14 protein-coding genes are annotated in these 17,287 nt (G+C 63.2%); 7 read left to right on the plus strand and 7 right to left on the minus strand.

Annotated elements, in window-relative coordinates; translation table 11 throughout:
- Nucleotides 1–85: 85 nt before the first annotated feature.
- Complete coding sequence (locus tag NKJ11_RS08570) at nt 86–481, minus strand: AGROH133_08824 family phage infection protein (protein ID WP_027037276.1); 396 nt, start codon at nt 479–481, stop codon at nt 86–88.
- 94 nt (nt 482–575) lie between these two features.
- On the minus strand, nt 576–1,271 hold the full coding sequence (locus NKJ11_RS08575; protein ID WP_352611355.1) for an aspartate/glutamate racemase family protein: 696 nt from the start codon (nt 1,269–1,271) through the stop codon (nt 576–578).
- A gap of 64 nt (nt 1,272–1,335) precedes the next feature.
- Here NKJ11_RS08575 and NKJ11_RS08580 point away from each other — a divergent pair, with 64 nt between their 5' ends.
- A complete protein-coding gene (locus NKJ11_RS08580) occupies nt 1,336–2,016 on the plus strand; it encodes a DUF8453 domain-containing protein (RefSeq protein ID WP_352611354.1) in 681 nt (226 codons plus the stop codon).
- 4 nt (nt 2,017–2,020) lie between these two features.
- Here the strand turns inward: NKJ11_RS08580 and NKJ11_RS08585 are convergent, their stop codons facing one another.
- Nucleotides 2,021–4,204: a primosomal protein N' gene (locus NKJ11_RS08585; RefSeq protein ID WP_352793062.1), complete on the minus strand. Its 2,184-nt coding sequence runs from the start codon at nt 4,202–4,204 to the stop codon at nt 2,021–2,023.
- Nucleotides 4,205–4,294: 90 nt separating this feature from the next.
- Between NKJ11_RS08585 and fsa the strand changes: the two genes are divergently transcribed.
- Nucleotides 4,295–4,951 carry a fructose-6-phosphate aldolase gene (fsa, locus tag NKJ11_RS08590; protein WP_023811751.1) on the plus strand — a complete coding sequence of 219 codons (657 nt, stop codon included), beginning with the start codon at nt 4,295–4,297 and terminating at the stop codon, nt 4,949–4,951.
- A gap of 87 nt (nt 4,952–5,038) precedes the next feature.
- Here fsa and NKJ11_RS08595 read toward each other — a convergent pair whose 3' ends face one another.
- The 3 genes from NKJ11_RS08595 to leuS all read right to left on the minus strand — a co-directional run bounded on the left by NKJ11_RS08595 (nt 5,039) and on the right by leuS (nt 11,202).
- Nucleotides 5,039–7,723 carry a DNA translocase FtsK gene (locus NKJ11_RS08595; protein ID WP_023811750.1) on the minus strand — a complete coding sequence of 895 codons (2,685 nt, stop codon included), beginning with the start codon at nt 7,721–7,723 and terminating at the stop codon, nt 5,039–5,041.
- A gap of 289 nt (nt 7,724–8,012) precedes the next feature.
- Nucleotides 8,013–8,591, minus strand: coding sequence for an LPS assembly lipoprotein LptE (gene lptE / locus NKJ11_RS08600; RefSeq protein ID WP_352793064.1), 579 nt, complete (start codon nt 8,589–8,591; stop codon nt 8,013–8,015).
- The gene (gene leuS / locus NKJ11_RS08605) at nt 8,578–11,202 is read right to left on the minus strand and encodes a leucine--tRNA ligase (RefSeq protein WP_352793065.1); all 2,625 of its coding nucleotides are present in this window, start codon (nt 11,200–11,202) and stop codon (nt 8,578–8,580) included. Before leuS ends, lptE begins: the two co-directional genes overlap by 14 nt.
- 155 nt (nt 11,203–11,357) lie before the next feature.
- Between leuS and NKJ11_RS08610 the strand changes: the two genes are divergently transcribed.
- The 3 genes from NKJ11_RS08610 (at nt 11,358) to NKJ11_RS08620 (ending at nt 13,933) form a co-directional block, all read left to right on the plus strand.
- Nucleotides 11,358–12,020: a YggS family pyridoxal phosphate-dependent enzyme gene (locus NKJ11_RS08610; RefSeq protein WP_128304066.1), complete on the plus strand. Its 663-nt coding sequence runs from the start codon at nt 11,358–11,360 to the stop codon at nt 12,018–12,020.
- Nucleotides 12,021–12,452: 432 nt separating this feature from the next.
- Complete coding sequence (locus NKJ11_RS08615) at nt 12,453–12,707, plus strand: type II toxin-antitoxin system Phd/YefM family antitoxin (RefSeq protein WP_023811747.1); 255 nt, start codon at nt 12,453–12,455, stop codon at nt 12,705–12,707.
- A gap of 176 nt (nt 12,708–12,883) precedes the next feature.
- Entirely contained in the window at nt 12,884–13,933 is a 1,050-nt protein-coding gene (locus tag NKJ11_RS08620; protein WP_352554305.1) for an aldo/keto reductase, read from the plus strand.
- Between the two features lie 44 nt (nt 13,934–13,977).
- Here the strand turns inward: NKJ11_RS08620 and NKJ11_RS08625 are convergent, their stop codons facing one another.
- Entirely contained in the window at nt 13,978–14,886 is a 909-nt protein-coding gene (locus NKJ11_RS08625; RefSeq protein WP_023811745.1) for a LysR family transcriptional regulator, read from the minus strand.
- Nucleotides 14,887–15,005: 119 nt separating this feature from the next.
- Between NKJ11_RS08625 and NKJ11_RS08630 the strand changes: the two genes are divergently transcribed.
- Together NKJ11_RS08630 and NKJ11_RS08635 are read left to right on the plus strand one after the other, a co-directional pair.
- Nucleotides 15,006–16,187 (plus strand): MFS transporter, encoded by a 1,182-nt coding sequence (locus tag NKJ11_RS08630; RefSeq protein ID WP_128304068.1) that lies wholly within the window; start codon nt 15,006–15,008, stop codon nt 16,185–16,187.
- 52 nt (nt 16,188–16,239) lie between these two features.
- Nucleotides 16,240–17,274, plus strand: a complete 1,035-nt coding sequence (locus tag NKJ11_RS08635) for an aldo/keto reductase (RefSeq protein WP_352793066.1) — start codon at nt 16,240–16,242, stop codon at nt 17,272–17,274.
- Nucleotides 17,275–17,287 lie beyond the last annotated feature (13 nt).

Genomic DNA, 17,287 nt, shown 5'->3' on the forward strand with positions numbered 1-17,287 from the left:
CAATGCGTCGTTCCGCATGGTTTTCAGGCACTATTGTCGCATCCGGCGAAAGTCACCCGTCTTCCATCGCGGAATACCCAACGATTCAAGGCAAAAAGCCGAAGGCAAAGGCGAGCGGTAACGCCGCCAGCACCAATTCCAGCACAATGGAAACCCAATTGAAAGGCGTGTTGGCGCCATCCGACATCATCGACAGCAACCGGCCGAAGGCGGTGAACAACCAGGAAAAGCCGAGCGCCATGTAGATCAGCGGCTGCGCCAGCAGGATGCAGCACAGGCCGACGCCGAGATAGAAGCCCGACATCCTGCCGCGCCCCTCGGCGATCGCCGCAGCCTTCTCTGGCTTGACCTGCAAGCGCAGGGCACGGAAGGCGAGGCCAGGCGCCAGAAAGAACAAAAGACCGAGCAGCACGGTGACGACGGCGCTCGACCAGGCCAGCCATTCGCCCTGGCTCGTTGGCCATGGAAGCGCAAAATCCATCTTGTCCCCTCGAAGTGCCTGTTTTGAAATTCCGGGCATTCTAACGGAGGAAAACCCCCGCGCCAGATGGTCCACGCACTTTAGGCGGCGCGCATCAGCCAAGCGCGAATGCCACAGCCGCCTCGGCATGGATACGCGTCGTGTCGAAGACCGGGATGTCGAAATCCTGCTGGCCGATAAGCATGGTGATCTCGGTGCAGCCCATGATGACGCTGTCGGCTGCCTCTTCGCGGCGCAGGCGTTCGGTCTCGGCGATGTAAGCCGCCTTCGAGATTTCGGTGACGATGCCCTGGCACAATTCCTCGTAGATGACGCGATGGACCATGTCGCGCCCGGCAGCATCGGGCACCACGGGCCGCAGGCCGTATCTGTCGGCGAGCCAGCCTTTGTAGAAGTCCTGTTCCATGGTGAAGCGCGTCGCCAGCAGCGCCGGGCGCTGCATGCCGGCGCGCTTGACCGCCACCGCGGTGGCGTCGGCGATGTGGATCAGCGGGATCGACACCGACGCCTGCACCTGGTCGGCCAGTTTGTGCATGGTGTTGGTGCACAAAAGCAGACCTTCCGCGCCGCCGGCCTCGAGCTTGCGCGCTGCTTCGACAAGAAGCACGCCGGCGCCGTCCCAGTCGCCATGATGCTGCCGCTCGGCGATCTCGGCGAAGTCGAACGACCAGAGCAGCAATCTGGCCGAATGCAGCCCGCCCAGCCGCTCGCGCACGATCTCGTTGAGCAGGCGGTAGTAGATGGCCGTCGATTCCCAGCTCATGCCGCCCAGAAGGCCAAGGGTTTTCACAATAGGCTGGTCCTCTCTCGATTCTGGGTGTCTATAGCGGTTGGGCATACACGGAATGAGGGCAATGGGCGAGTTTCTAGGCGTATTCGATGCAAATGCGAGTTCAACGGTTTCAGCAATAGCAACAGCTGTCTCCGCTGTCGCAACCGGTGTTATTGCCTTATTGACTGCCTTCTTATGGTTCGAGAATCGAAGCCTTCGGAAGGCTGGGATCGCTCCCGAAATAGTAGCCTACCTATCACCACACTCGGATGGCAACGGCGCTATAAATTTCGTATTGGCCAATGTCGGAAGAGGACCTGCCTTCGACGTTAGATTCGAGCTTTTGTACGATGAGCAAGACTTCAAAAGTCACGATGTAATGCTCGTAAATGACAAAGAACGCATGCCGATGACGGTCATACCGCAGGACGAAAAGATATATGCCCTCTTCGGTATTAGCTTTGAGCTATATGGACAGATCGGCGGGGCTGATATTGGTCCCTTGAAAGCCTTCAAAGTGAAACTGCGCTACTTGGATGTTCTCGGCAAGGAGATAGCTCGAGAACGCACTATTGATATAAAACAATTTGCGGGGCTGCGGGGGGTTCTGGCCAAGGCAGCTGAACGGAGGATCGCTGACTCGACGGAAAAAATGGAGGGTCACTTGGCGACCATTGCGAAGCGATCGAATAGTTTTGCAGCGTTTGTGGATATTACCGAATTTCAGGACCGGTACGTGAAAAAGGCCAAGGGCGGTAAATAAGCCGTCACAAAAAGCTCTGCGGATCAATATCGACCTGCACCCTGACCGAACCGCGTTGCTTCGGCCCGTTGGCCAGCATGGCCCTGAGAAAACCTTGCATATCGGCGCGCCGCTCGCCCTGGATCAGCAGGCGGAAGCGATGGCGGCCGCCGAGCAGTGACAGCGGCGCCTCCGCCGGGCCGAGCACGAACAAATCCGTCGCCTCGGGCGCGGCGCGGCGCAGGCCACGTGCATGGCCTTCGGCTTCAGCCCGCGTCACCGCACTAACGATGACGCCTGCGAGCCGGCCGAAGGGCGGCAGTGCGGCCCGTTCGCGCTCGGCGATCTCACGTTCGTAAAACGCCTCGGCGTCGCCCGAGACGATCGCCCGCATCACCGGGTGGTCGGGCTGAAAAGTCTGCAGCAGGCCAAGGCTCTTCTTGCCGGTGCGGCCGGCGCGGCCGGTGACCTGGCTGAGCAGCTGAAATGTGCGCTCGGCGGCGCGCGGATCGCCATTGGCAAGGCCAAGATCGGCATCGACGACGCCGACCAGGGTCATGTTGGGAAAGTTGTGGCCCTTGGCGACGAGCTGCGTGCCGATGACGATGTCGGCCTCGCCATCGGCGATCGCCTCCAGTTCCAGCCGCAGCCGCCTTACGCCGCCCATCAGGTCCGACGACAAGACGATGGTGCGCGCGTCGGGAAAATGCGTAACGACCTCTTCGGCGATCCGCTCGACACCTGGCCCGCAGGCGACCAGATGATCGAGCGTGCCGCATTCCGGGCAGGCTTCGGGGCGGCGCTCATTGTGCCCGCAATGATGGCAGACCAGCTGGCCGCGAAAACGATGCTCGACCAGCCAGGCCGAGCAGACCGGGCAGCCGAAGCGGTGGCCGCAGACCCGGCACAGCGTCAGCGGCGCATAGCCGCGCCGGTTGAGGAACAGCAGCGACTGCTCCTGCCTCTCCAGCGTCTGGCGCATCTGGTCGAGCAGCACCGGCGACAGGAAACCGCCACGCGCCGGCGGCGCGCGCCGCATGTCGACCGCCTTCAGATGCGGAAGCGCCGCCTCGGCGAAGCGAGCGGAAAGCACCGCTCTGTTGTATTTACCTTGGCTGGCATTGACCCGGCTTTCAACCGATGGCGTCGCCGACGCCAGCACGACCGGAAAGCTGCCGATATGGCCGCGCACCACCGCCATATCGCGCGCATTGTAGAAGACGCGGTCCTCCTGCTTGTAGGCAGGGTCGTGCTCCTCGTCGACGACGATCAGGCCAAGCTCCTTGAACGGCAGGAACAGCGCCGAACGCGCACCGGCGACGACCCGCACGCCGCCTTCCGCCACTTGCCGCCAAACCCGCTCGCGCATCCGCGGCGGCAGGTCGGAATGCCATTCACCCGGCTTGGCGCCGAAGCGCTGCTGGAAGCGCTCGAGAAAGGCATGCGTCAGCGCGATTTCCGGCAGCAGGATCAGCACCTGCCTGCCCTGGTCGAGCGCAGCCGCCACCGCTTCGAAATAAACCTCCGTCTTACCTGATCCGGTGACGCCGTCGAGCAGCGCGACGTTGAACACGCCGGCTGCGACATTGGCGCGCAGCATCTGCGCCGCGGCGCTCTGGTCCGGCATCAGTTCCGGTGTGGCGTAGGCGGGATCGGGCGCGGCCACCACCGGGCGCGGCGGGATCATCACGGTCTCGAACACGCCTTGCGCCCTCAGGCCGTCGATCACCGTCGACGACACGCCGGCGGCGTGAGCGAGGCCGGAGCGCGTCCAGGCAAGGCCGCCTTCGGCCGTCTCCAGCACGCGCTGCCTGGCGCTCGTCATCCGGTCGGGTGCGAGAAGCGTGCGCTGCAATCCCTCGATCCACGGTTCGGGGTCGAAAGCCTCCGGCGCCCTGAGCAGCATGCGCGCCACCATGCCCGGCGGCGACAGCGTGTACTGCGCCACCCAGTCGACGAAGCGGCGCATCGCGCGGTCGATCGGCGGGCAGTCGAAAACCTGTTCGATGGGGCGCAGCTTTTTCGCGTCGACCTTCTCGACCGCGCCATCCCAGACGATGCCGGCGACCTGGCGCGGACCGAGCGGCACGCGCACGATCGAGCCCGGCACCACGCGCATGCCGGCCGGCACGGCATAGGTGTAGGGGCGTTCGGCGGGCATCGGCACCAGCACCGGTGCGGCTGCGACAAAGGGCGAATCTTCGATCATGAGGCGTGACCTTGCCCTGACTTTGGTCTAGATCAAAGGCCGACCCCGAATGTGCATGACATGCACATGAAAATCTTCAGGAGACCCGCCATGAAATTTTTTGTCGACACCGCCGACGTCAAGGATATTCGTGAGCTGAACGATCTGGGGCTGCTCGACGGCGTCACCACCAATCCGTCGCTGATCCTCAAATCCGGCGGCAAGATCGCCGAGGTCACCAAAGAGATTTGCGACATCGTCAAGGGTCCGGTCTCGGCTGAAGTCACCGCCACCGAATATTCCGAGATGATGCAGCAGGCCAAGGTTCTGGCCAAGATCGCCGACAATGTCTGCATCAAGGTGCCGCTGACGCTGGACGGGCTCAAGGCCTGCAAGACGATCCGCACCGAGATGAACCGCCTGGTCAACGTCACGCTGTGCTTTTCGGCCAACCAGGCGCTGCTGGCGGCCAAGGCCGGTGCCTCGTTCATCTCGCCCTTCGTCGGCCGCGTCGACGACATCGGCATCGACGGCATGGAGCTGATCCAGGAGATCAGGCAGATCTACGACAATTACGATTTCCAGACCGAGATCCTGGTCGCTTCGGTGCGCACCGTGAACCATGTCAAGCAGGCGGCACTCATCGGCGCCGATGTCGTGACCGCGCCGCCGGCGACCCTGAAGGCACTGGTCAAGCACCCGCTGACCGACAAGGGCCTGGAACAGTTCCTTGCCGACTGGGCAAAAACCGGCCAGAAGATCGGCTGAGAATGGCGATCGGCTAAAGCCAATTCGCTTGTGATGAAAAGGCCGGGCAACCGGCCTTTTTCATGTGCGCTCCAAGCAGACTGCCGCTCAATCCGCGCCGTCACCCTCGGGCGCGCTCGCCGGCTGGCGCCGGCCCATGATGATTTCGCGCTTGCCGACATGGTTGGGTGTGCCGACCAGGCCTTCCTTTTCCATACGCTCGACCAGGGACGCAGCGCGGTTGTAGCCGATGCCGAGGCGCCGCTGGATGTAGGACGTCGAGCATTTCTTGTCGCGCACCACCACCTTCACCGCCTCGTCGTAGATCGCGTCGCTGTCTTCGGCTGCAACGGATCCCTTGTCGAAGACCGTGCCCTGATCGTCTTCGATTTCTTCCTCGTCCTCATCGGCCGTCACGGTTTCCAGATATTCAGGGCGCCCTTGCGCCTTGAGATGCGCGACGACATGCTCGACCTCCGCGTCGGAAACAAACGGCCCATGCACGCGGGAAATGCGCCCGCCGCCCATCATGTGCAGCATGTCGCCCTGGCCAAGCAATTGTTCGGCGCCTTGCTCGCCCAGGATTGTGCGGCTGTCGATCTTCGATGTCACCTGGAAGGAAATCCGGGTTGGAAAGTTGGCCTTGATCGTGCCCGTGATGACATCGACCGAGGGGCGCTGCGTTGCCATGATCAGGTGAATGCCGGCAGCGCGCGCCATCTGCGCCAGTCGCTGGATCGCGCCTTCGATCTCCTTGCCGGCGACCATCATCAGGTCGGCCATCTCGTCGACGATGACGACAATGTAGGGCATCGGCGCAAGGTCGATTTCCTGCTGTTCGAAAAGCGGTTCGCCGGTGCCCTTTTCGAAGCCGGTCTGCACGGTCATGACGACCGTCTCGCCCTTGTCGCGGGCAGCGGCGGCACGCTCGTTGTAGCCGTCGATGTTGCGCACACCGAGCCGCGCCATCTTGCGATACCGGTCCTCCATCTCGCGCACCGCCCATTTGAGCGCCGTCACGGCTTTCTTGGGATCCGTGACGACGGGCGTCAGCAGATGCGGGATGCCGTCATAGACGGAGAGTTCAAGCATCTTGGGATCGACCATGATCAGCCGGCATTCTTCCGGCTTCAGCCGGTAGAGCAATGACAGGATCATGGTGTTGATGGCAACCGACTTGCCGGAGCCGGTGGTTCCGGCCACCAGCAAATGCGGCATCTTCGCCAGCTCGGCGATGACCGGCTCGCCGCCGATCGTCTTGCCGAGACAAAGCGCCAGCTTGCAGCTGGTCTTGCGAAAGCCTTCCGATTCGATCAACTCCCGGAAATAGACGGTTTCGCGCGTTTCGTTCGGGAGCTCGATGCCGATGACGTTGCGGCCAGGCACGACGGCGACGCGCGCCGAAATCGCCGACATGGAGCGGGCGATATCGTCTGCAAGCCCGATGACGCGAGAAGATTTGACGCCCGGCGCCGGCTCGAACTCATAGAGCGTGACGACCGGGCCTGGGCGAACATGAATGATCTCGCCACGCACGCCGAAGTCCTCGAGCACGCTTTCCAGCAGATCGGCGTTCTGCTCGAGCCGCTCCTGCGACATGTAGAAGCCTTGTCCCTCCGGTGGCTGCTGCAACAGCTCTTCCGAGGGAAGCTCATAGGGATCGCCTGCGGTTGACAGCACGACCTTTCCAGCCCCAGGCAAGCGCGCGGAGCGGGCGCCAACGGCCCTGGCAGGGACGTTCACACTTGGCGCGGCCGACACGGAAACGGCATCGCTTTTGGCGGCTGGGATTGCGACAGCCTGGACCGGCGACGGCGCATTGCTCGCCGGCACGCCAGGTTGGGCGACGGTCCGGTTCGAATTGGCCGGCCAAACATCCGGCAACGGCTTCAAGACCTGGCCCGGAAGGCAGTCGATGACACGAAACAATGCGGTGGCATCGGTCCCTGTCGTCGGGCGAATGTCGATCGGCATAGTGGTCACTGGCGCCACGGCGACCGGTGCAGGCGACGCTGGACCGGTCTGCCGGGCCGGCGACGAAACGTCGACCAGATAGGGTGCCATGGCCTCGAAGAAGGCATGATCCGAAAGATATGGCCAGCGCAGCCTTTCGGAAGTGGTCGTTTTGGCGCCCGGAGCAACGGACGCACGCGCGGATGCCCGTGCCGTAGCGACCGACCTCGGCGGCACCGGCGCAACGGCTGGCACCTTCTCCCTGGCGCGCCCCGGGGCAACAAAAGCAGCAGCCGGCGGTGATGACCCTTGCGAGGCGTGGCCGGCCAGCGGCTGGGAAGCAGGGCTTTTCACCGAAGCCGGCAATGCCAGTAGCGAAGGCGCGGAAGACGCCCCGTTGATCATGGATTGAGCAACGGCTTGCTCTGCTGGGCGCGTCGCGGCGTGTTCGACAACACGCTCGTGCGGCGGACGATGCTTCCTGGCCTCATAGTCCGGCGTGCGTGTAAAACGCACGTTGGGTGCAAGGAAGAAATATTCCTGCCAGGCAGGGCTCTCGATATCGCCGATTTTCGAAGGCGTATCGTCCGAGCCACCCCGCGGCTCCATATAGGGCCGCTTGTTGCCGCCGAGATCGACCACCGGTGCGGAATAGCCGGCCCGGCGTGTGGTGGGCTGCCGGCCGTCCGGCTCCTTGCGAGCCGGACGATCAAGGTCGCCTGCCGCGGAAGAACTTCGCTGACCACCCCTGTCGCCGATGCTCTCCAAGCGCTTCCCCTCGGGGCCATCAGGCAATGCAGCCGTCGATAAATTGACCCGGGAAAAACGCTTGGCTTCCATTCTCAAGACTCACTTTGAAATGTCTGCCGAGCAATAGGGAGCGATTGGTTAACAGTTGCTTCCCGGATGGATCGCCGACCATCCTGGGCACCAAAATCTTCGTGGTGGTCTGCGAGCGACACGGCACGATCGTCGTCTCGCCGCATCCACGCTGGTGGCGCGATCTACTCGCCGTGCCGCAGCAGCTCGATGGGTCTTCGGACAATCTCTGTTCGAGAATCTGGTCATGATCCCACGATCACCCCATCGTGCCTGGAGCCAGACCGTTTCCGTGAAGCGATGAGGTGCGCTAGCCGGTCTTGCCGTGCCGGACAAGGTCCTGGGCAATGGACAGCTGCAGCGCTTCCGCCAACTCTCGCGCAGCGCGATTCTCGGCGTCGATCTGCGCCCGGTATGCGGCGAATTCCTGACGCGGCCTGTCGAAGGACGAGGTGATCGAACGTTTGCCGGATGCGATCACCACGCCGGCCTTCGCATCGGCCAGCGTATAGCTGCCAGTCAGCGTCACGGAACCGGCGGTCGGTTCGTCTTCATCCGTTCCGACCTGCACGAGTGCCGCGGACTCGACCGCTTCGGTCACGCCGAGATTGAGCGAATATGCCGGCGAGGCCGGCTCGCCGGCGCCTCGTCCAAACCCGAAAATCAGATTGTTGCGCACCTGTTGGCCGTAACGCGTATTGACCGGCTTGATGCCGATCAACGCCAGTTCGGCACTGGCACTGGCCTGCGAACCCGACAGTGGCGCGCTCGAATAGAGCGGCCGCACCGTGCAGGCCGAGACAAGCGCGAGCGAACCTATCAGGCCGGCAAGCGCTATGCGGCGCAGCAAATGGCTCAACTCTGTCTTTTCCCGATCAGGCAACGACATTGACGATCCTCTGCGGCACGATGATCACCTTGCGCGGAGCCTTCCCTTCGAGTGCTTTCTGCACGAAGTCGAGAGCCAATACCGCTTTTTCGACCGCACCTTGGTCCGCGTCGCGGGCAATTGTCAAATCCCCCCGCTTCTTGCCGTTGACCTGTACCGGATAGGTGACTTCGTTGTCGATGACCAGCGCCGGATCGAAGACCGGCCAAGGCCGTTCGGCAACGAGATCGGTGCCGCCAAGCGCTGCCCAGCACTCCTCGGCCAGATGCGGCATGACCGGCGCGATCAGATGCACGAGAATCTCCACCGCCTGCCGGCAGGCGCCTTTCAGCGCTGCATCGGCCTTGCCTTCGGCCACCTCGTTGAGCGGCGTGGTCAGCGCGTTGGCCAGTTCGTAGATGCGGGCGATGGCGCGGTTGAAGGCGAGCTTCTCGATATCCTCTCCGACCGCCTTCAGGATCTTGTGCGCGGCCTTGGAAACCACCGCGGCCTCACCGCTGCTGGCCGCCACGGGCTTGATGCCGGCCAGTGTTTCGGCCGCGGTCGACACCAGGCGCCAGATGCGCTGGATGAAGCGATGCGCACCGGCAGCGCCATCGTCGGTCCACTCGACATCGCGCTCGGGAGGAGAATCCGACAGCATGAACCAGCGCGCCGTATCGGCGCCGTAGCCATCGGTGATGTCTTCCGGGCTCACCGTGTTCTTCTTCGATTTCGACATCTTTTCCAGCGGACCGATGGTGACGGCCTCGCCGGTGGCGATGTCGATGGCGCTGCGCTTGCCGTCGACATCCTCCAGCCGAACTTCGGTGGGCGCCAGCCAGCGGCCATTCGATGCCGAGCCGACGCGATAGGTTTCGTGCACCACCATGCCTTGCGTGAACAGGCCCTTGAACGGCTCGGCCAGATCGACATGGCCGGCCTCGCGCATGGCGCGGGTGAAGAAGCGCGAATAGAGCAGATGCAGGATCGCGTGCTCGATCCCGCCAATATACTGGTCGACCGGCAGCCATTCGTTGGCCGCCTTGGGATCGGTCGGTTCATGCGCCCACGGCGCGGTGAAGCGGGCGAAGTACCACGACGAATCGACGAACGTGTCCATCGTGTCGGTTTCGCGCCGCGCATCCCTGCCGCATTGCGGACATTTCACATGGCGCCATGTCGGATGCCGGTCGAGCGGATTGCCCGGGCGATCGAAATCGACATCGTCGGGCAGCTTCACCGGCAGGTCCGCCTTCGGCACCGGCACCACGCCGCAACCCTCGCAATGAATCATCGGGATCGGGCATCCCCAGTAGCGCTGGCGCGAAATGCCCCAGTCACGCAGGCGGAAATTCACCTTGCGCTCGGCCATCGGCCGGTTGCCGATCGTCTTCTGCTCCAGCAGTTTGGCGACCTCGTCGAAAGCCTGATCCGGCTTCATGCCGTCGAGAAAGCGCGAATTGATCATCACGCCGTCATCGACATAGGCTTCATCGATGATCTGGAACGTCGCCGGATTCTCGCCTTCCGGCATCACCACCGGAATCACCGGCAGGCCGTATTTGTTGGCGAAGTCGAGGTCGCGCTGGTCGCCGGACGGACAGCCGAAAATGGCGCCGGTGCCGTATTCCATCAGCACGAAATTGGCGACATAGACAGGCAGCGTCCAGTTGTCGTCAAACGGATGGACGACGCGGATGCCGGTGTCGAAACCCTTCTTCTCAGCTGTCTCCAGCGCCGCCACCGAGGTGCCCATATGGCCGATATCCTCGATGAACTTCGCCAGCGCCGGATTGTCCGCAGCGGCCTTCTTGGCCAACGGATGATCGGCGGCGACAGCCATGAAGGAAGCGCCGAAGATGGTGTCGGGCCTTGTCGTATAGACTTCCAGCTCATGCTCGCCATCAGAGGCGTCGGCCAGAGGCCAGCGGATCAGCAGGCCTTCCGAGCGGCCGATCCAGTTCTGCTGCATCAGCTTCACTTTTTCCGGCCATTCGTCGAGGCCGTCGAGCGAATCCAGCAGATCCTGGGCGAAGTCGGTGATCTTGAAGAACCACTGCGTCAGTTCGCGCTGTTCGACCAGCGCGCCCGAGCGCCAGCCGCGTCCATCGATGACCTGCTCGTTGGCAAGCACCGTCATGTCCTCCGGATCCCAGTTGACCTTGGAGGATTTGCGCGTCACCAGCCCCTTCTCGACAAAATCGAGGAACAGCATCTGCTGGCGGTGGTAATAGTCAACGTCACAGGTGGCGAATTCGCGCGCCCAGTCCAGCGACAGGCCCATGACCTTGAGCTGCTCGCGCATGGTGGCGATGTTCTGGTAGGTCCACTCCTTGGGATGGACCTTGTTCTGCATCGCCGCGTTTTCGGCCGGCATGCCGAAGGCGTCCCAGCCCATCGGATGCAGCACGTTGAAGCCCTTGGCCCGTTTGTAGCGCGCCACCACATCGCCCATCGTGTAATTGCGGGTATGACCGATATGGATGCGCCCCGACGGATAGGGGAACATCTCCAGCACATAGTATTTCGGGCGCGGATCGTCATTGTGCGCTTCGAACAGCTTCTTGGCGTCCCAGGCCTTCTGCCATTTGGGCTCTGACGCGCGCGGATTGTATCGTTCGGTTGCCATGGGACGTTTTTCACTTAAAAGCAGGCGCGAACTGCGGGCGATGGCTCGGCAGTTCAGGGAATGTGGTCCGGGTGTTCACCATGGTTTGGCAAACCCGTCAACCATATGGGTATCGCGTCTGACAAAAACGCCGGTCAAAACAGCAGGATTTGCATATGGGTGACGCCGTTCAGCAATTTTTCGCGGTCAAGGCGAAGATCGCCGCCGCCGAGCGCGAGGCCGGCCGCGAAGCCGGCGTCGTGACGCTGGTCGCGGTCTCAAAGACCTTCGACGCTGCCGACATCGGCCCGGTCATCGAGGCCGGCCAGCGCGTCTTCGGCGAGAACCGCGTGCAGGAGGCGCAAGGCAAATGGCCTGATCTGAAGGACGCATTTCCCGACATCGAACTGCATCTGATCGGCCCGCTGCAATCCAACAAGGCCAAGGAGGCTGTGGCGCTGTTCGACGTCATCGAGACGATCGATCGCGAGAAGATCGCCGCCGAACTGGCCAAGGAGATCGCCAGGCAGGGCCGCGCACCGAAGCTCTACGTCCAGGTCAACACCGGCTCCGAGCCGCAGAAGGCAGGCATCGAGCCCCGCGACGCCGTGGCCTTTGTCGCCCGCTGCCGCGACGTGCATGGCCTCGCCATCGAGGGCCTGATGTGCATCCCGCCGGCCGATGAGAACCCCGGCCCGCACTTCGCGCTGTTGGAAAAGCTCGGCAAGGAAGCCGGCGTCGCCAAACTCTCGATGGGCATGTCTGGCGACTACGAGACGGCGATCGCCTTCGGCGCCACCAGCGTCCGCGTCGGTTCGGCGATCTTCGGCAGCCGATAGTTCCGATGCACAGACCGGTCTCTAGTCGCTAAATTCCAACATATTCGATTGGCTGCAGGCCACCACACCTTCGTCATCCTAGGGCGGAGCGACGCGAAGCGGAGCGCAGACCCTAGGATCCATGCCGTGACGACAAGGAAAATGCAGCGGTGCAGAATTCTGTTCCGCTGCATTCTTCGGCAGATGTCGCGGGATGGATCCTCGGGTCTGCGCTGCGTCGCTGCGCTCCTTGCTCCGCCCGTGGATGACGACGAGAGAGATGTTTATCCCGAGGTTTGCGATCTGCCGCCGAAAGAGGCTTATAGATTCTCGCTGCCAATAGCTTCCAACCCATGTCGAGGGACTAGCAACACATCTGTTCGAGCGGAAACCCTGCCATGCTTCAACGGCATCTGGTATATGACTAGCGAAGCCATCTAGCGAGTAGTGCCCTTGAACTGGCATCTTAAGGACGCGAAGAACAATCTGTCGAAATTCGTACGGCAGGCGCGGGAACAAGGGCCACAAACCATCACGGTGCGCGGAAAGCCAACTGCTGTCGTACTCTCCCCCGAGAACTACGACCGACTGGTCGGCGCAACACCTTCGCTTGCGGAATATCTTCTCTCAGGTCCCGTGTGGGATGACGACTTCGTCGAGGAGGTCAATCGCCGCCCGAAGACGAAGATCCGAGTTATAGACTTATAATCCGCATACTCATGCGAACCTCGTTCGGTGAATGCAGCGGGCGCTTTCTGATGGCGGCATTAGATGCGGTGAGGGGTTATAGGCCAACTCGGCGGGCTCGTTGAGCCAGCAATTGGAAACGAAACGTACCGTTCCTATTTGCTTTGCGTCATCACAAACTCTCTGGAGCCGCCACCATGCGTTACAATCAGCTTGGAAATACGGGGATGTTCGTCTCCGAAATCTGCCTCGGCACCATGACCTTCGGTGCTGCCGGTGAAAATGCCCAATGGGGCCTGATCGCCAGTCTCGACCAGAGGGGCGTCAACGAGATCGTTGCCCATTCGCTCGCCGCCGGCGTCAATTTCTTCGATACGGCCGACGTCTACTCCTTTGGCGAATCCGAACGGCTGCTCGGCCAGTCGCTCAGGGATCTCGGCGTGAACAGGCAGAATGTGGTCATCGCCACCAAAGCCCACGGCGCCATGGGCGACGGTCCGAACCAGCGCGGCTCTTCACGCGGCCACATCATGGATTCGGTCGATGCCAGCCTGAAGCGGCTGCAACTCGACCATATCGATCTTTACCAGCTGCACGGCACCGACACCGTGACGCCGATCGACGAAACGCTGCGGGCGCTCGACGATCTCGTTGCCAGCGGCAAGGTTCGCTATGTCGGCGTCTCCAACTGGGCGGCATGGCGCATCGCCAAGGCGCTCGGCATCGCCGAGCGCAAGGGCTTTGCCCGTTTCGAGACCGTGCAGTCCTACTATTCGATCGCCGGCCGCGACCTCGAGCGCGAGATCGTGCCGCTGCTCAACGAGGAGAAGCTCGGCCTGATGGTGTGGTCGCCGATGGCCGGTGGCCTGCTCTCCGGCAAGTACGGCCCCGGCGCGCCCGGCAATGGCGAAGGCCGCCGCGCGTCCTTCAACTTCCCGCCGGTCAATGAGGACCGTGCCTGGGCGACCGTTACCGTCATGCGCGAAATCGCCAAAAAGCATGATGTCAGCGTCGCCACGGTGGCGCTCGGCTATGTCCTGGCCAAGCCCTTCGTGATGAGCGTCATCATCGGCGCCAGCCGCATGGAGCAGCTGGAGCAGAACCTTGCCGCGACGGAAGTGAAGCTCGACAGCGACGATCTGTTTCGTCTCGACGAGGTCAGCGCCCTGCCGTCCGAATATCCCGGCTGGATGCTGGAGCGCCAGGCAGCGGGCCGCCGCCCGGCGCCGTTCACGCCGAAAGCATAAATACAGCCCACGCTGACATCCCGGGAGCCGTGGCTCCCGGGATGTCAGGTCAGCCGGACGCTCTCACCCAGAAAATCGAGAAAGGCACGCACCCGCGCCGGCAGATGCCGGCCCTGGCCGACATAGACGGCGTGGGTGGGCTCCTCGTCACCGGGATTGAATGCCTCCAGCAGCGACACCAGCCGACCGGCGGCGATATCGGCCGCCACATGCCAGTGGGCCAGCCGGGCGACGCCCGCGCCCGCCAGCGCCATCAGCCGCATCGCCTCGCCATCGCTGACCAGCGTGTTGCCGGTGATGGGAACCATGATGGCGCGGCCGTCCGCGTCGAGGAACGGCCAGCCATCGATATGCCTGACGAACCCGAAGCCCATGCGGTTGTGCCTGTCGAGATCCGCTGGCGTCAGCGGCGTGCCGTGCGCCTCCAGATAGGAAGGTGCTGCAACGACGACCACCGGGCTTTGCCCGAGCTTGCGCGCCACCAGCCGTGACTCACTCAGCGGCCCGGCACGGATGGCGACATCGGCCCGTTCCGCCATCAGGTCGATGACGCTGTCGGTCAGCACCAGATCGACTGAGATTTCGGGGTAGCGTTCGAGGAACCGAGGCAGAAGCGGGATCAGCCGGTGCACTCCGAAGGGCACGTAGCTGTTGACGCGCAAACGTCCGCGCGGTGAAGCACCCGCCGCTGCCTCCTGCTCGGCCGCCGCCATGTCGGCGAGGATGCGCAGGCCGCTGTCGTAGAAGGCTGTGCCTTCCGGCGTCAGTTGCAGCTTTCGCGTCGAACGGCTGACCAGCCGCGCGCCAAGCCGGGCCTCCAGCCGCGCGATCAGCTTGCTCACCGCCGATGGCGTCATGCGCAAGGCGCGTGCGGCAGAGGAAAAACTGCCTTCCTCGACAACGCGCACGAACACTTCGATCTCACCGGAGCGATTGATGTCGGGTCTGGCCATTTGTGAATCTATTTCACAGAAAATGTGCCCAAGGCAAGTCTGGTTCACAATGCGTCGCAGCACGATCTCACGGGTCGGGGCGCGGGACGGCGCTCTTCCTCATCGAAGTGGAAATCGCCATGCCTCTTGCTCTTTACGCCCTTGCCGCCGGTGCCTTCGGCATCGGCGTCACCGAATTTGTCATCATGGGTCTGCTGCTCGATGTCAGCAAGGATCTCGGCGTTTCGATCACGGCCGCCGGCCAGCTCATTTCGGGCTATGCGCTCGGCGTCGTCATCGGCGCGCCCCTGCTGACCATCGCCACCGGCAACTGGCCACGCAAGACCGTGCTTCTGGCGCTGATGGCGATCTTCACGCTTGGCAATCTCGCCTGTGCACTGGCGCCCGACTACTGGACGCTGATGGGCGCCCGCATCATCACCGCCTTCGCCCATGGCACCTTCTTCGGCGTCGGCTCTGTCGTCGCCACCGGGCTGGTCGCGCCCAACAGACAAGCCTCGGCGATCGCGCTGATGTTCACTGGGCTCACCATCGCCAACATCCTCGGCGTACCCTTCGGCACCTGGCTCGGCCAGGCCTTCGGCTGGCGGGCGACCTTCTGGGCGGTGACACTGGTCGGTCTGGCGGCCTTCGCCGTCATCCTGGCTCTGGTGCCGCGCAGCCGAACAGCGCCCGAAAAGAGCGATCTGCGCGCCGATCTCGCCGTTTTGCGCCGCACGCCTGTCCTGCTCGGTCTTGCCACCACCGTGCTCGGCTATGCCGGTGTCTTCGCCGTCTTCACCTATATCGCGCCGCTGCTGACCGAGATCAGCGGCTTCAAGGAAGCGGCCGTGTCGCCGATCCTGCTCGTCTTCGGTGGCGGCCTCATTGCCGGCAACTTGCTTGGCGGCAAGGTCGCCGACCGCTGGCTGGTGCCGGCCGTGCTGGGCAGTCTCGTGGTGCTGGCCCTGGTGCTCGCCACCATGACCTTCGCCATCCACAGCCAGGTGATGGCCGTCATCTATGTCGGTCTGCTCGGGGCCGCCGCCTTCGCCACCGTGGCGCCGCTGCAAATGTGGGTGCTGGAAAAGGCACAAGGTGCCGGCCAGAGCCTCGCCTCGTCCTTCAACATCGCCGCCTTCAATCTCGGCAATGCGGCAGGTGCCTGGCTTGGTGGTGCGGTGATTGCCCATGGCCTTGGCCTGGGCTCACTCACCTGGGTCGCCGCCCTGCTGCCGCTCGCGGCACTCGGTGTGGCGGGGCTGGCGCTGCGTCTCGATCGCACCGCCACGCTCGGCGAGCCTGCCTCCATCCGGTCGTGACCGTCCTCTGCAAACCCGCTTTCCACACCCTTCATTCCACAGGAGCAAAAAGATGGACTACCGACGTCTCGGTGCATCGGGCCTGAAAGTGCCCGCACTCTCATTTGGCGCGGGAACCTTTGGCGGTTCCGGCCCGCTGTTCGGCGCCTGGGGCAACAGCGACGCCAGGGAAGCGCGGCGGCTGATCGACATCTGCCTGGAGGCCGGCGTCAATCTGTTCGATACTGCCGACGTCTATTCGAACGGCGCCTCGGAAGAGGTGCTTGGCGAAGCGATAAAAGGCCGCCGCGATGCCGTGCTGATCTCGACCAAGACCGCGCTGCCGATGGGCGATGGGCCGGCCGACTATGGCTCGTCTCGGTCGCGGCTGATCAGATCCGTGGATGATGCGCTGAGGCGCCTCGGCACCGATTACATCGACCTGTTGCAACTGCACGCTTTCGACGCCGGGACGCCGATCGAGGAGGTCTTGTCGACGCTGGACGAACTCGTGCGCGCCGGCAAGCTGCGCTATGTCGGCGTCTCCAATTTCTCCGGCTGGCAGGTGATGAAGTCGTTGGCGCAAGCCGACAGCCAAGGCTATCCACGCTATGTCGCGCATCAGGTCTACTATTCGCTGGTCGGGCGCGACTATGAATGGGAGCTGATGCCGCTCGGCCTCGACCAGGGCGTCGGCGCGCTGGTGTGGAGCCCGCTTGGCTGGGGCCGCCTGACCGGCAAGATCCGCCGTGGCCAGTCCTTGCCGGAAAAGAGCCGGCTGCACGACACGGCAAGCTTCGGACCGCCGGTCGAGGACGAGCATCTCTATCGGGTGATGGATGCGCTCGATGCGGTGGCGCTGGAAACCGGCAAGACCGTGCCGCAGATCGCCATCAACTGGCTGCTGCAGCGTCCGACTGTTTCCTCCGTCATCATCGGCGCCCGCAACGAAGAACAGCTGCGCCAGAACCTCGGCGCCGTCGGCTGGAATTTGACGCCGGAGCAGATCAGGAAACTCGACGCGGCAAGCGAAGTCACCGCGCCCTACCCGTACTTCCCGTATCGGCGGCAGGAAGGCTTTGCCCGGCTCAATTCGCCGGTGGTGTGAGCACTGGCGTTGA

Source organism: Mesorhizobium sp. M0243 (genome assembly GCF_040321775.1).
Classification (GTDB): Bacteria; Pseudomonadota; Alphaproteobacteria; order Rhizobiales; family Rhizobiaceae; genus Mesorhizobium.